The organism is Pseudomonas sp. QE6 (assembly GCF_041379005.1).
Taxonomy (GTDB): domain Bacteria; phylum Pseudomonadota; class Gammaproteobacteria; order Pseudomonadales; family Pseudomonadaceae; genus Pseudomonas.
On sequence record NZ_CP166873.1, the window covers coordinates 578,844 to 593,087 of the forward strand.

18 protein-coding genes are annotated in these 14,244 nt (G+C 61.3%); 17 read left to right on the forward strand and 1 reads right to left on the reverse strand.

Translation table 11 applies throughout. The features are described from left to right. The first annotated feature begins 184 nt into the window (after window positions 1-184). The 10 genes from ACAW63_RS02610 (at window position 185) to ACAW63_RS02655 (ending at window position 6,380) form a co-directional block, all read left to right on the forward strand. On the forward strand, window positions 185-358 hold the full coding sequence (locus ACAW63_RS02610; protein WP_371234833.1) for a hypothetical protein: 174 nt from the start codon (window positions 185-187) through the stop codon (window positions 356-358). Next, complete coding sequence (locus ACAW63_RS02615; RefSeq protein ID WP_371231479.1) at window positions 355-642, forward strand: hypothetical protein; 288 nt, start codon at window positions 355-357, stop codon at window positions 640-642. The genes ACAW63_RS02610 and ACAW63_RS02615 overlap by 4 nt, the downstream gene beginning before the upstream one ends. After that, entirely contained in the window at window positions 639-911 is a 273-nt protein-coding gene (locus ACAW63_RS02620; RefSeq protein WP_371231481.1) for a hypothetical protein, read from the forward strand. The genes ACAW63_RS02615 and ACAW63_RS02620 overlap by 4 nt, the downstream gene beginning before the upstream one ends. Before the next feature lie 52 nt (window positions 912-963). Continuing rightward, window positions 964-1,362, forward strand: a complete 399-nt coding sequence (locus ACAW63_RS02625; RefSeq protein WP_371231482.1) for a hypothetical protein — start codon at window positions 964-966, stop codon at window positions 1,360-1,362. Window positions 1,363-2,407: 1,045 nt separating this feature from the next. Then, window positions 2,408-2,587: a hypothetical protein gene (locus ACAW63_RS02630; protein ID WP_371231483.1), complete on the forward strand. Its 180-nt coding sequence runs from the start codon at window positions 2,408-2,410 to the stop codon at window positions 2,585-2,587. 16 nt (window positions 2,588-2,603) lie between these two features. Next, complete coding sequence (locus ACAW63_RS02635; RefSeq protein ID WP_371231485.1) at window positions 2,604-3,404, forward strand: hypothetical protein; 801 nt, start codon at window positions 2,604-2,606, stop codon at window positions 3,402-3,404. Between the two features lie 20 nt (window positions 3,405-3,424). Beyond that, entirely contained in the window at window positions 3,425-4,192 is a 768-nt protein-coding gene (locus ACAW63_RS02640) for a hypothetical protein (protein WP_371231487.1), read from the forward strand. A 187-nt stretch (window positions 4,193-4,379) separates the two neighbouring features. Continuing rightward, window positions 4,380-5,009 carry a hypothetical protein gene (locus tag ACAW63_RS02645; protein ID WP_371231488.1) on the forward strand — a complete coding sequence of 210 codons (630 nt, stop codon included), beginning with the start codon at window positions 4,380-4,382 and terminating at the stop codon, window positions 5,007-5,009. After that, on the forward strand, window positions 5,006-5,455 hold the full coding sequence (locus ACAW63_RS02650) for a DUF2280 domain-containing protein (protein WP_371231489.1): 450 nt from the start codon (window positions 5,006-5,008) through the stop codon (window positions 5,453-5,455). The genes ACAW63_RS02645 and ACAW63_RS02650 overlap by 4 nt, the downstream gene beginning before the upstream one ends. A gap of 313 nt (window positions 5,456-5,768) precedes the next feature. Continuing rightward, complete coding sequence (locus tag ACAW63_RS02655) at window positions 5,769-6,380, forward strand: recombinase family protein (RefSeq protein WP_371231491.1); 612 nt, start codon at window positions 5,769-5,771, stop codon at window positions 6,378-6,380. Here the strand turns inward: ACAW63_RS02655 and ACAW63_RS02660 are convergent. After that, on the reverse strand, window positions 6,364-6,576 hold the full coding sequence (locus tag ACAW63_RS02660; protein ID WP_371231493.1) for a helix-turn-helix transcriptional regulator: 213 nt from the start codon (window positions 6,574-6,576) through the stop codon (window positions 6,364-6,366). The two genes, ACAW63_RS02655 and ACAW63_RS02660, sit on opposite strands and share 17 nt — an antisense overlap. On the opposite strand from ACAW63_RS02660, the gene ACAW63_RS02665 reads away from it, so the two are divergent. The 7 genes from ACAW63_RS02665 (at window position 6,523) to ACAW63_RS02695 (ending at window position 14,042) form a co-directional block, all read left to right on the forward strand. Continuing rightward, entirely contained in the window at window positions 6,523-6,825 is a 303-nt protein-coding gene (locus ACAW63_RS02665; protein WP_371231495.1) for a DUF4224 domain-containing protein, read from the forward strand. The genes ACAW63_RS02660 and ACAW63_RS02665 overlap by 54 nt on opposite strands. A 342-nt stretch (window positions 6,826-7,167) precedes the next feature. Next, complete coding sequence (locus tag ACAW63_RS02670) at window positions 7,168-9,498, forward strand: LTA synthase family protein (RefSeq protein WP_371231496.1); 2,331 nt, start codon at window positions 7,168-7,170, stop codon at window positions 9,496-9,498. A gap of 275 nt (window positions 9,499-9,773) precedes the next feature. Next, window positions 9,774-10,547 carry an ABC transporter ATP-binding protein gene (locus ACAW63_RS02675; protein ID WP_207886302.1) on the forward strand — a complete coding sequence of 258 codons (774 nt, stop codon included), beginning with the start codon at window positions 9,774-9,776 and terminating at the stop codon, window positions 10,545-10,547. A gap of 14 nt (window positions 10,548-10,561) precedes the next feature. Continuing rightward, window positions 10,562-11,314 carry an ABC transporter substrate-binding protein gene (locus ACAW63_RS02680; RefSeq protein ID WP_331319686.1) on the forward strand — a complete coding sequence of 251 codons (753 nt, stop codon included), beginning with the start codon at window positions 10,562-10,564 and terminating at the stop codon, window positions 11,312-11,314. A 56-nt stretch (window positions 11,315-11,370) separates the two neighbouring features. After that, a complete protein-coding gene (locus ACAW63_RS02685; RefSeq protein ID WP_371231498.1) occupies window positions 11,371-12,066 on the forward strand; it encodes an ABC transporter permease in 696 nt (231 codons plus the stop codon). Next, window positions 12,063-12,755 (forward strand): ABC transporter permease, encoded by a 693-nt coding sequence (locus ACAW63_RS02690; protein WP_371231500.1) that lies wholly within the window; start codon window positions 12,063-12,065, stop codon window positions 12,753-12,755. The genes ACAW63_RS02685 and ACAW63_RS02690 overlap by 4 nt, the downstream gene beginning before the upstream one ends. A gap of 66 nt (window positions 12,756-12,821) precedes the next feature. Beyond that, window positions 12,822-14,042: a methyltransferase gene (locus ACAW63_RS02695; RefSeq protein ID WP_371231502.1), complete on the forward strand. Its 1,221-nt coding sequence runs from the start codon at window positions 12,822-12,824 to the stop codon at window positions 14,040-14,042. Window positions 14,043-14,244 lie beyond the last annotated feature (202 nt).

A 14,244-nucleotide genomic window follows, 5' to 3' on the forward strand; every position in this document is an offset into this window, starting at 1 on the left:
GGACACACCGCCTCTGAGCGGTTTTTTTGTGTCCGCGGCATGGCAGCACCCTTCAATGGGCGGGCCGTGTGTGGGTGCCTTCGGGCACGCCGGACCTTTCCCCGGTACGCCAACCCGCACGGCCCTGCCCTCCCAAATTGGCGTTTGGGCGGCGGGAATCAAACCGATGGAAAGGACTGTTCCCATGACCAAGCGTCGCATCCTCACCCTCAATCCGTACAAAGCCCACGCTCGCTTCCATCGCGCATGTGCTCTGGCCGCTCTCCACGCTGACTCTTCCCTATCTGTCCGTCTGGCTCGCTACAACGAAGCCATGGCCCGCGCTCGCGCCCTGGAAGCGCAAGGCGGTGCCAAATGAACCTGACTGATCAAGCTCAGCACATTTCCTGCGTGGCGGACGACGGCATCGAGCACGCCCGGTATTGCAAGGAGCAGGCTAGTTGGCTGAACGCCATTTCGGTGAGCATCAACGAGGCGCTATCTGGCGGAAACGCCTCACTGGAAATCCGCGTAGAGCGCGCCAAGACCCTGGTCGGGCTCGTCAATTACCTTACCTACGATCTTATGACCTATTCCGGTCAGCGCGCGGATGACATGGATAAGGAGCTTGCCGCCGCACAAAAAGAAGAGGGTGAGCAATGACTGTCTATCCCCTCGGCTATGAGTCCGCGAAACTCATGCGCGACGCTGGTTACGCCGTCGAAACCATCGGCAAGCTGATCCTTGAGGACATCTGCCGCAAGGCTGATGAATCTCAGCAGGACTTTCTCAGAGACTATGAGTTGGGCGGCCTACTCTCTGCTCTGCAGGTCATTGCTGGCGGCCTGTGTGAAACCGGATATCGGTTCGAACAGCATCTGAAGAGGGTACAGCAGTACGAGGACGGCGCCAGTGGCCCGGAACCTCGCTAAGTCCAAAGGTCGCCGAGAATCTGGAAGCTTTGCCGCCATCCCCCACGCCGTGATGGACAGCGAAGACTTCCGGTCTCTCTCTGGTGGCGCGCTCAAGGTATTGCTCGGCCTGCTCCGGCAGTACCGCGGCGCGAACAACGGCGACCTGAGCGCATCCTTCACCCAAGCCAAGCAATGGGGGATGAACAGTCGCACGACGCTCGCCAAGGCCCTGGAAGAGCTTCAGGAGCGCGATCTGATCGTGCGCACCCGGGAGGGGCGCTTTATAAAGCCTGGTGGCTGCTGCGCCTTATACGCAGTCACCTGGAGGCCCATCGATCCGTGTGACGGCAAGATTGAGGTCTCCACCACCGCTACACCTCCACGGAAATTCAGCCTCGAAAGAACAAAAAACCCAGTCCAGAAAGTGGACGCATTGCGTCCAGAAAATGGACTCATGGCTGCTTGCTGAGGTGTTTAAATCCCCTCCATCGGTCCAGAAAGTGGACTCATGGAGGGGGTTAACTTAGTCCAGAAAGTGGACTCCTTCTTAGATCTACCAGGCGCAGCCTGGGAAAAAGCTCTTCTGATCTACCTGTTCTACAGCTCGAAAATGGGCTCAGAAGTGCGCGCGGCCCCACGGCGCAGAATTTCCGACCTCGGATTTTTGTCCGAGCCGGCTCTGAAGCGAGTTGAGCGCCGGCTTAGCCCAGCAAAGTGTGCCAATCTCGCCTCACTGAGGCGTTTTCGCCACAGTAGAGCGAAGCAGACCAACAGATCCCACTCGGACCAGCCTGCTCGCTTTGACAGGTTCGCAACTGGTTCGCACGAAAATTTCGCACCCTCAACGCGCGTACTGCGAACCTCCACTTGGCAGCCTGTACAACCTGACAAAACCTGACATTGCCGGCCGTTGAATTCTGGACAGTTCTGGACGAAACCGCCTCGCCCCCCCCTCATTCGCGAAACACCCCATGCAATCGAGTTTTCGGAGTCCCTAAAGGGGGTTTCGAGACCAATACGCGCGCACGCGTACGCGAGGGGTTTCTTTAGTCCCTAAAGGGGCAGCCCCTGATTCGCGGAACAAACCCCATGCAAGAGATCAGGATGCGGAATTTCCCCATTCCAGTTTGCTGGTTTTCCACAAGCTGGCTTGTTGGTTTACCGCAAACAGCCTTAATTGCTTCAGCAAAGCATCCAGGTGTGCTCTTCAGTCTCACCACCGCGGTATCCGTAGATCAGCACCAGGCTAACCCAGGGCAAACCGAATAGGTTTCCTCTGGGTTTCGTCACGCATGGTCACGAAACGTGTACGCCTCGTATCACTATGGGCGGTCGACAATTTGTGCAACGAATCGACCAACCCTTCATCCGATTTTCCTGGGCTCCATCGTCCCATTCAGTCCCATACCGTGTATCAGCTGGGGTACACCATAAAATCACTGGATATACAGCCAGATTAGGCCTAATTTGCCCTTGAGGTGTGACGTTATCTCGTAACTCAGAGGGGAATCACGATGAACACCAAGACCCGAGGTCATCAGGTCCGACCCACCAAAGCAGAAGTCACTACGGCATGGGGGCGTATCCGCTCCGCCGCCGACGCTGGCGACCTGCAGGCAGCCGCCCTCCTGGTAGCGCTGGCCGAGAACAAACCCTTCCTCCAGCTTCCTGAAGCGCTCGGCGCGAGCCGGTAATCCATAGGGGCCCCGCATGAGCTTTGAAATCGAACGCAGCGACTCCGGCACCGTCGTAAACCTGCTCGGTGGCCACCGCTTCGAGTTGCCGGTCATCACCGACGGCGATCTCACTTCCTACCCCATCCAGGTCTTCCACAACTCCCTACCCATCGTCGGCGAGGCCATCACCCAGCTGAAGGCAATCGGCGATGACCGCACCCTGTCATCGCTGGGCGTCGAGCAGAAGTCCGATCCTGTGAAAGCGGAGCTGGTCGGGCGCATCGCCTCCGGTGCCGGTCAGATTCGACTGTTCGAGAACACCATCACCAACGCGGAAAACCACCTGTATGCCCTCCCCAGCATTGAGCAGGGGCACACGGTAGCCGCCATCGAGGATCGTGAGATTCGCGACTGGTGGCGCTCCATGAAGAACCAAGATCGCCTGCAGATGCTCGACCAGGTCCAAGGTGATCCCGCGAAGCATGAGCGCCTAATGATCGCCCTCCTCCGCGCCCCCGCTCCGCTCGCCCTGCTGGACCACGAAACGAAGTTCATGCGTGAGGTGTGGAAGGAGGCAAAGCGCTCAGCCGATCCCGACACCGCAGCGCGCATTCAGCTCGATCGACAGCACGTCGAGATTGCCCGCCGCGGCATGGGACACATCGCTGGCATTGCCGGCCGCGTTATTGGGTGGAAGGCGGAGAACACCCTGCGCGCCTTGATCAAGTCGCCCTTCGAGCCGGCACAGAACGGTTTCGACATCTTCGGATTCACCCCCACCCAAGTCGCAGGGATGCGTCATCGCATCGAGCAAGAACAGGCAGCCGGTCGCTGAGCGGCAATGGAGAGGACACCATGACAGTGAAAACCCTTCGCGCCACCTCGGGTGGCAAGGACCGCATCATCGGGATGTGGCGCCTTCCGGAAACCGGCGTCTTCGCTGAGCTCTACGCCATCGCGAGCGACGCCAGAAACCACGTCACAGGCCTGCAGATCGCCTATCAGAACATTCAGAGTGATCCCCGTCGCTCCGACCTGGCAAAGCTTGAGGACGGCCAGAAAAGCGCCAAGGAGCGCTTGTCCTTCCTCGGCCAGCTTCAGCGAAAACTGGACGGGGCTCGTACCGCCATCCAGGAGCGAGCCTCCAAACTCTCCGCTGTCCAACCCTATCGAGACGGCGATTTCACCACCGTTCAAATCGACTTGGCGCTCGCCACGCAGTTGCGCGAGATGCCACCAGAGCGGCGCACTTCGATCTTGTTCATGGGCACTGACAAGCGCTACGTGGACGCAGCCCTTCGTCTGCCTCGTGAGCTCACTGGGGTCAGTGCAGATTGGTACGCCAAGGTTCAGCGCGAAGCCCTGATCCGCGCCAACCCACGCGAGGCCCAAGAGATCGAGGAGCTTCTTCTCGCTACCGAAGACGCTCAGGAAGCCGTCCGCACTGCCTTTTCCATCATCGCCGGAGATGGCGGGATCAACCTGGATGACCGCATCGATGCCGCAGGCGAGAGCGCTCAAGACCTAGTGAGCGGAGTCCACCCCATCACCATCGATCGCGTCCAGGATCGTCTTTCTCGCGATAACGATAACGACAATGAACCTACCGAAGAGGTGGCATAACCATGAGCACACAAGGCATGAGCACCGGGCAAGTAGTAGGCGCCGTTATTGGAGCCACGGTTGGCTCTTTCACTCCGATTGGCCCTCTCGCATCTGCAGGAATACCGGCGGAGATTGGCCTACTCCTCGAAGCAAAGGAGGACATTGCCGGCGGGATCGATGAAAAAAACAAGGAGGTCGGCGCACGATGAGCATTCTCAACGCATTTATCACGCCTGACTTAGGCCTGGTGGGATTCGATACCGAAGGAGCTATGCCAGATGGATCCTTCGTGGATGGCTGCAAGCTGATTGCGCTTCCTCACATCAATGCTGTCATCGGGTTCCGCGGACTTGATTTCGTCCAAGCGACCGCGAGCCCCAATCTGGTCAGCTTCAAGGGCACGTTGGAAGCACTGGCTGACGATCTGCCGCGCTTCCTCATGGATGTCATCAACCATTGCCGCGTTCATCACCAATCGCCGGATGAGCATCTCGGCGCCAATCTCGTGCTGGTCGGATACTCGCCGGCTAAGGGAGAAGTAGTCGGGTATTCAGTCAGTCGGGAAGTTGGGGCAGACACCGCTCAGTCCGGACTGATCGTTGGTCAGTACATTGCGCCATTCTGGTGCCGCGAAGACCTTCCGACGGGTATCCGCGCGGATCGCCAAGGGATGATCACTCTTGCCCAGCACCAGAGCCGACTCTCGCGTGATCGGATGCCTGAGTTCGCGGCAGGAGGTCGGTTCTTCATTGCCGAGATTCGCCGGAACAGCATCCGCATTGAACAAGCCTTTGAGTTCCCGCAGCGCGAGCCTGGCAGCTCTGGGAAGTCGTGAGAGCAAGGCTGACGGCAGAGGTCAGGGCCTTCATCGTTCAGGCCCTGGCCTGCTTTGACACCCCGTCGCAAGTTGCCGACACGGTGAAGAAGCAATTCGGAGTCAGCGTCACCCGCCAGCAGTGCGAGGCGCACGACCCCACCAAGGTTTCCGGCAAAGGACTGGCGGCCAAGTGGGTGACCCTCTTCCACGACACCCGCAAGCAGTTCCAGGACGAAATGGCGCACGTTGCCATCGCCAATCGCGCCTACCGCCTGCGAACCCTCAACAGGATGGCTGAGTGCGCCCAGGAGAGCAGGAACTATGCCTTCGCCCTGCTGATCTTGCGCCAGGCCGCCATGGAGGTCGGAGAGCTCTACACAAATCGTCGGGTCAGGGTAGAGAACAGCGCAGCCGATTCAGTACCCGTTAGCGCTGCGGTCGAATTCACGCACCGCACCACCTGATTCACACAGGCTCCCGGGGGTAACTCCTCAAGGAGATCAGGGTTTGGCCGGCATTGCCGGCCCTTTTTTTGCCCATTTCACGCACTCATCACGCAGCATCTTCACGCACTCCTGGTGCGCGATCAGCCTGGTTACCTTTGGTGGTTACCACTACTGGTTACCGCCCTTGGTTACCACTTCACCGACTGTCCCCTAAAGGCATACCTGGGCAGATACAGCCGGATTCAGGTTTTTTTGGCTTTATCCCTTGATAAGTAACACTCAAAGTGCAACAGTATTTATGAAGCACCCAAAGTGATACAGGAGAGGGATCATGTTCATTCGCGCCTACCTTCGCGCCTCCACCATCGAGCAGGATGCCAGTCGTGCCCGCGAAGCCCTTGAGCAATTCGCCGCTAGCCATGACCAGGCGATCGCCGCGGAGTACATGGAGAATGCCAGCGGAGCCAAGGCTGACCGGCCGGAACTGCTGCGCCTGCTGAAGGATGCGAAGAAGGGTGACGTGCTGCTGGTCGAGTCCATCGACCGCCTCTCCCGTCTGCCGGCCGAGGATTGGCAGAAGCTGAAGGCAGCTATCGACTCCAAGGGCCTGCGGATTGTCGCGCTCGACCTGCCCACCAGCCATCAAGGCATGGCTGACACCAAGGGCGACGAGTTCACCGGCCGCATGCTCAGCGCCATCAATTCGATGCTGGTGGAGATGATGGCCGCTATCGCCCGTAAGGATTACGAGCAGCGCCGCGAACGCCAGGCCCAGGGCATCGATAAGGCGAAGGCGGAAGGGAAGTACAAAGGGCGCCCTGTGGATGCCGATCTGCACAAGCGGGTGAAGGAACTGCTGAAGGCAGGCCTGGGGATCCGTGCTACAGCCAGACACGCCGACTGCAGCACCACTACGGTATTGCGGATCAGAGATTCAGCGTGACTCCGTAAGCTGATGGGTTCTCAATCCACTTCATGATGTCCGACTGTCGCCAAGCAACGGATTTTGGGCCAAGTCTGACCTGTTTCGGGAACGTGCCTTCACGCATCCGACGATAAACCGTGTTGCGGCCCAGACCAGTGTTGTGGAGCACCTCGTCAAGGCGCATCAAACGGTCTATTTCTTCTATTCCAGGCATTTTTCCTCCAAAGCCATTCAGAAAGCTAAGGTAGGCAAGGCGATGCCCATAGAGTTCTTAACCCACGAGGAAATCTGCGAACTGACCGGAGCCAGGACTAAAGCGGGCCAGGTGCGCGTATTGAAGAAGAATGGGATCAGGCACTACATCAAAATGAATGGCTGGCCAGCAGTGACTGTTCACGCTGTAACGGGCGAGCAAACCAAGGAGCCAGACCCCATCCCGTGGAAGTCGAACAAGGTACCGTAGGTGTCATCTGCACAAATGTGAGTAGATTTGTGAGTAGATCACAGCGAACAAACAGAAAAACCATTGAAGTTCGCAGCCCACAGGCAAAAGTTCGATTCCGTCCCTGGCACCAAGCCTTCCGAAAGCCCCTGAAATCGCGAGATTTCAGGGGCTTTTTCGTTTCCGCCCGAAAAATTCCTCCTCGCCCCCACCCCCTCGCACGAATCGTGTCGAATGTTTGCCGATCTACACTGTCTACTGGCACGTAGCAGGTTGTTCTTTCAGAATCATGACGAACTGGACGACTCCGGCCTTTTTGGCGGGATACCCTCCGGAAGTTCGATGTTTCATAGCGGAGTCACTGTGCGCACACTCACTCGCTGGTGGAATTCACGGGGCAACCTGGCCACCTTGTCTGCCCTTTTCCTGCTGATCCCCCTGATTGGCCGCCATAGCCTTGGCTGGGGCACACCACAGGGCTATCTGTCCGATCTCGCGCTCGGCTCGTTGCTCGTCGTCGCGCTGCACAGCCGACGACTGTTCATCGCCGTCCCGGTGATGCTGGTCTGGGCGCTGTCGGTGATCGGCACCGCCGAGCTGGTCAGCGCGGTGGGCCGCATGCCCGCGCCGGAAGACCTGCACTTCCTCGCCGATCCCACCTTCGTCGCCAACTCCACCGAAGGCGGCGGCCTGAATCACCAGCACCTGGCGATCGCCATAGGCATCGGCATCCTGCTCTGCGCCCTGCTCTGGCGCCGTCGCGAGCAGCCGCTGCCGCGCTACGCCTATGCGCTGCCGGCCGCACTGCTGGCCGGCCACTTCGGCCTGCAGTACTTCCAGCCCAGCGACGCGGAGATGTGGAAGCAGTTCAACCTGCCGCACCAACTGGTTTCCCGCGCCATCACCGGCGGCGAAATCGCCTACCAGGACTGGCGCGACCGCGACCTGCCGGAAGTCAGACCCGACGTCACCGGCCTGACCCAGCACGACCTCAATGGCACACCGCTGCTGACCGGCCGAGGCCAGGCGAAGAACGTACTGATCGTCGCCATGGAAGGTATTCCCGGCGCCTACGTCGCCACCAACCGCGCCGCGCTGAGCAGCAGCTACGAAGAATCGATGATGCCCAAGCTCAGCACCTGGGCCGAGCGGGCGATGACCACCCCGGATTACGTGGTGCACAGCCACCAGACCATCCGCGGCCTCTACGCCATGCTCTGCGGTGACTACAGCAAGCTGGACAACGGCACGCCCAAGGGCGTCGAACTGCTGGGCAATCCGACCCGCGCCGCCGAGTGCCTGCCGGCGCAGATGCACCAGGCCGGCTTCAGCACCCACTTCCTGCAAGGGGCCGGACTGCGCTTCATGGCCAAGGACAAGGTCATGCCGGCCATGGGCTTCGACAAGACGCTGGGCCGCGACTGGTTCAAGAAGAAACCGTACCTGGAATTCGCCTGGGGCATGGACGACAAGGCCTTCTTCGAGGGTGCGCTGGACTACGTCGGCCAGTTGCGCCAGAAGAAGCAGCCGTGGATGCTCACCCTGCTGACCGTCGGCACCCACCAGCCCTATTCGGCCACCCCGGAATACCTGGCCAAGTACCCGACCCCGCGCCAGGCCGCCATTGCCTATCTGGATGACGCCGTGGATGCCTTCCTCAAGGGTCTGGAAGAGAAAGGCGTGCTGAAGGACACCCTGGTGATAGTCACCTCCGACGAGTCCCACGGCATCGACAATGTGCGTCTCGCCTCGGCCTGGGGCCTGAACCTGGTGTTCGCTCCTGAGCAGGCCGCGCTGCCACCGGTGAAGGACGGTGTTTATGGCCACGTGGACCTGGAGTCGTCGGTCCTCGATTACTTCGCCATCAAGGCGCCGCAGGATATCGCCGGCCGCTCGCTGTTCCGCGAGTACGAGACAGGGCGGGAGATGGTCTCCTTCACCAATGGCATGCAGCGCTATCACGACGGCAAGAGCACCTTCACCGAGTGCGACTTCCAGCAGGTCTGCCGGCGCTACAAGAGCGATGGATTCATCGCCGACAGCGCCAAGTTCGAAGGCCGCTTCAGTGGCCGCGATGCCCGCCTGATGACCGCCCGCGCCGACATCCTCGACCAGTCGGTGGTCAACGCCCAGTCGACCCGCGAATACCAGTTCGCGACCAAGGAACGCATTCGCCTGAAGCCGCAGATCGACAATGAGTACACCGACAACCTGATCGGCGCTCAGTACCTCGAGTTCCCGGCCAACTCGCGTACCACGGTGAGCCTGAAGATTCGCGCCATCCAGATGGACGCCAATGGCGCCAAGGTCACGCTCAAGACCCGCTCCTTCGAGAAGCCGGTCCCCATCCAGATGCCGGAATTCCCCCTGGTGAAGCGCAACGAGCCGTTGGCGGTCACCTTCTCGTTCGACAACGAGGAGGCACGCAAGGCCTTCTCCTTCCACCTGCTGGCCGAAGGCAAGGGCATCATCGAGATCACCGACTTCCACGTCACGACGCAACCACGCAAGTCGCCGATCAACGCCAGCGAGCCGGGCGCAACAGATCTGGCTGACGGCAAGGTGCTGCCGATTCCCCGCCTCTCCGGTCACCCGAACCTGATGGCCAGCCAGCCCCCGGAGTCCGAGGATGACGTGACGCCGGCCGAGGTCATCAGCGATCCGTCACCGCAACTGCGCCAGCTGATGCAATGATCGAAACCGGCGGCCTCCAGGCCGCCGGTCTTTTCCGCCTCAGCGGAAGCTGGCACTATCGCGCCCCCGCGACGGATCCCCTACCCACCCCGCGAGTTCAGCCCAGGCGACAACACACTGTGGCAATGCGACAACTTGCCGCCATCGCGGGGAACAGCGACGGATGAGCGCTTGGCGCCCCCTGGGACGCGTGTTAGCTTGCCCCTCGCCAGGATGGCCCCGATTCTGCAGTACCCCGCTGCGAGAGCGTCCTAATAACAATAGAGGAGCCCCCTATGGCCGAGGCCATACCCGCACTGGAAATCCGTAATCTGCACAAGCGTTACGGTGACCTGGAGGTGCTCAAAGGCATTTCCCTGACTGCCCGCGACGGCGATGTGATTTCCATCCTCGGCTCCTCCGGTTCCGGCAAATCCACATTCCTGCGCTGCATCAACCTGCTGGAGAACCCGCACCAGGGCCAGATCCTGGTCGCCGGTGAAGAACTCAAGCTGAAGAAAGCCAAGGATGGATCGCTGGTCGCCGCCGACGGCAAGCAGATCAACCGCCTGCGCAGCGAGCTGGGTTTCGTCTTCCAGAACTTCAATCTCTGGCCACACATGAGCATCCTCGACAACATCATCGAGGCCCCGCGCCGTGTGCTGGGCAAGACCCGCGCCGAAGCCACCGAGATCGCCGAGGCGCTGCTGGCCAAGGTCGGCATCGCCGACAAGCGCCACAGCTTCCCGTCCCAGCTTTCCGGCGGTCAGCAGCAGCGCGCCGCCATCGCCCGCACCCTGGCGATGCAGCCCAAGGTCATCCTCTTCGACGAGCCGACGTCCGCACTCGACCCGGAAATGGTCCAGGAAGTGCTCAACGTCATCCGCGCGCTCGCCGAGGAAGGCCGTACCATGCTGCTGGTCACCCACGAAATGAACTTTGCCCGCCAGGTTTCCAGCGAGGTGGTGTTCCTCCACCAAGGCCTGGTAGAAGAGCAGGGACCGCCGCAGCAGGTATTCGAAAACCCGCAATCGGCACGCTGCAAACAATTCATGTCCAGCCACCGCTAACGGAGCATCACTGCATGAACAACTATAAGAAGATCATCCTGGCTGTCGCGGCCACTCTGGCCATCGGGGGCAACGCCATCGCCGCGGAGAAGCTGCGCATCGGCACCGAAGGCGCCTACCCGCCCTTCAACGGCATCGACGCCAGCGGCCAGGTCATCGGCTTCGACGTCGACATCGCCAAGGCACTGTGCGCCAAGATGAAGACCGAGTGCGACGTCGTGACCTCCGACTGGGACGGCATCATCCCCGCCCTGAACGCCAAGAAGTTCGACTTCATCGTCGCCTCCATGTCGATCACCGACGAGCGCAAGCAGGCTGTGGACTTCACCAGCCCGTACTACACCAACAAGCTGCAGTTCGTGGCGCCCAAGTCGACCGACTTCAAGACCGACAAGGGCTACCTGAAAGGCAAGGTGATCGGTGCCCAGCGCGCAACCGTTGCCGGTACCTGGCTTGAGGACAACATGTCCGACACCGTCACCATCAAGCTGTACGACACCCAGGAAAACGCCTACCTCGATCTCTCCTCGGGCCGCCTCGACGGCGTACTGGCCGACAAGTTCGTGCAGTACGACTGGCTCAAGAGCGACGCCGGCAAGGACTTCGAGTTCAAGGGCGAGCCGGTGTTCGACAACGACAAGATCGGCATCGCCGTGCGCAAGGGTGACCCGCTGCGCGACAAGCTGAATGCCGCTCTGAAGGAAATCGTCGACGACGGTACCTACAAGAAGATCAACGAAAAGTACTTCCCCTTCAGCATCTATTGATGCACGTGCCGCGCCGCCCGGACTCGGGCGGCGCGCGCCCTCAGGCGTGATTCCCCATGATTTTCGACCTGCACGGCTTTGGCGATCAGCTGATCGCCGGCACCTGGATGACACTCAAGCTCTCGCTTTCCGCAGTCTGCGTCGGACTGATCCTCGGTCTGCTGGGCGCGGTAGCCAAGACGTCCAAGAACAGTTTCCTGCGCATGCTCGGTGGCTTCTATACCACCGTGGTGCGCGGCGTACCCGAGACCCTCTGGGTACTGATGATCTACTTCGGCACCGTGACTGGACTGAACGCCCTGGGTGACCTGTTCGGCCACCCCGAGTTCGCCCTGTCGCCCTTCGCCGCCGGTACCTGTGCACTGGGCCTGTGCTTCGGCGCGTATGCCACCGAGGTGTTCCGTGGCGCGCTGCTGGCGATCCCCAAGGGACATCGCGAGGCCGGCCAGGCGCTGGGGCTTTCCGCGCCGCGCATCTTCTGGCGCGTGGTGCTGCCGCAGGTGTGGCGCGTGGCATTGCCAGGCCTGGGCAACCTCTATCTGATCCTGCTGAAGGATACCGCCCTGGTTTCGCTGATCAGCCTCGACGAAATCATGCGCAAGGCCAGCGTCGCATCCAACGCGACCAAGGAACCCTTCACCTTCTACATGGTGGCCGCACTGATCTACCTGGGTCTGACCATCTTCGTGATGGCCGCCCTGCATTACCTTGAGCGCCGCGCCGGCCGTGGCTTCGTGAGGAACGAGCTATGACCGACTTCGAGCTGATCATCAAGTGGATGCCGAAGATGCTCCTGGGCGTGCAGCTGACCCTGGAGCTGCTGGCCATCGCCGTGGTCGCCGGCCTGTGCCTGGCAATACCGCTGGGCATCGCCCGCGCCTCGCGACACTGGTACGTGCGCGCAGTGCCCTATGCCTACGTCTTCTTCTTCCGCGGCACACCGCTGCTGCTGCAACTGGCCCTGGTCTACTACGGCCTCGCGCAGTTCGATGCGGTGCGCAAGAGCAGTCTCTGGCCCTATCTGCGCGATCCCTACTGGTGCGCGCTGTTGACCATGACCCTGCACACGGCGGCCTACATCGCGGAAATCCTCCGCGGCGCCATCCACGCCATCCCGGTCGGTGAAGTGGAAGCAGCCCGCGCGCTGGGCATGTCGCGAAGTCAGGCGCTGTTCCACATCATCCTGCCGCGTGCGGCGCGCATCGCCCTGCCAGCCTACAGCAACGAGGTGATCCTCATGCTCAAGGCCAGCGCCGTGGTGTACACCGTGACCCTGTTCGACATCATGGGCATGACCCGCACCATCATCGCGCGCACCTACGAGGCCATGCTGTTCTTCTGCCTGGCCGGCGTGTTCTACCTGATGATCACGCTGCTGCTGACCCGCATCTTCCGCCTGGTCGAGCACTGGCTGCGCGTCGACATGATGCAAGGCCGCTGATCGGCACGCCCAGCGAGGCACGGGGCCGCTATACTGCGCGCCCCGTGACCTTGCCCGCCGTGCACCGTGCACCCGAACGACATTCCCCTGACCGGTACCGACCTGCTCCAGCGCTTTCTGCAGCTGGACGAGTATCTGCTGCAGCACCAGGCGCTCTGGCGGCCGAAGCCATTCACCGTGCTCGAACTGCCGTGGGAGCGCGAACACCCGGAGCTGGCCGGCTGGCTTCGTAGCCGCAGCCTGGAAGAGGCCGATGCGGACCACCACCTCACCGCACAGCTGCCCGCTCCCGCACCCTTTCCCGAACTGGCAGCCCGTGCCGCACAGCTGTCCGCCGTCGGGGAATTGCCAGCCGTCGCGCTCGGTCAGTTACCCACAGCCCTGACCGTCGATGTGCCCGGCCGCAAGTGGCAACAGATCGAGGCATTCGCCAGCCGCCTGGGCTTCGCCCAGTCACCTCGCCAGTGGCTCGACTGGTGCGCTGGAAAAGGCCATCTCGGCCGTTTGCTGGCACGCGATGGCAATCCGCTGCTCAGCCTGGAATACGACGCCGCCCTGGTGGAAGACGGGCAGCGCCTGAGCGACCGACTGGAGCTGCAGGCCATCCACTGCCAGCAGGATGTGCTTGCCGCCAATGCCGCCGAGCACCTGGAAAGCGAGCAGACGGCAGTGGCCCTGCACGCCTGCGGCGACCTGCACGTTCGGCTGCTGCAACTGGCCAGCGAGCGCGGCTGCCGCCAACTGGCCGTCGCGCCCTGCTGTTATAACCGCATCGACAGCGACAACTACCAACCCCTCTCCGGCGCTGCACAAGGCTCGACACTGCTGCTGTCGCGGGACGACCTGCGCCTGCCGCTGGCCGAAACCGTCACCGCCGGCGCGCGCGTACGCCGGCAGCGCGACAGCTCGATGGCGCGCCGCCTGGCCTTCGACCTGCTGCAACGGGATCTGCGGGGGACCGACGACTACCTGCCGGTCCCCTCGGTCCCACCGACCTGGCTCGACAAGCCGTTCTCAGACTACTGCCGCGACCTGGCCGCGCTGAAAGGCTTGCCCTCCCCCACCGAACGCGACTGGTCGGACCTGGAGGCGCAGGGCTGGAAGCGCCTGGCCGTGGTGCGCAACCTGGAACTGTTGCGCGGGCTGTTCCGTCGCCCACTGGAACTGTGGCTGCTGCTGGATCGAGCGCTCTTTCTCCAGGAGCGCGGCTATAAGGTCACCCTCGGCGGCTTCTGCGAGCCGCGCATGACACCCCGCAATCTGCTCCTGCTCGCGGAACGCACCTGAGACGGGCGTTCCAGCCATCCATCCACAGCGACTGTGGATAACTCTGTTGAAATCCTCGAGAAAAATCGCGCTCAAGCCCAGCCCAGAGGGCACCGGGGCGCTTTGGCCATTTTCCGAACTTCTTCTTAAATTCTTTAAAAACAAGCAATTAGAAAAAGCCGTGATGGACCTCACAATGAATATTCAATTTCTTCAGCAAAAC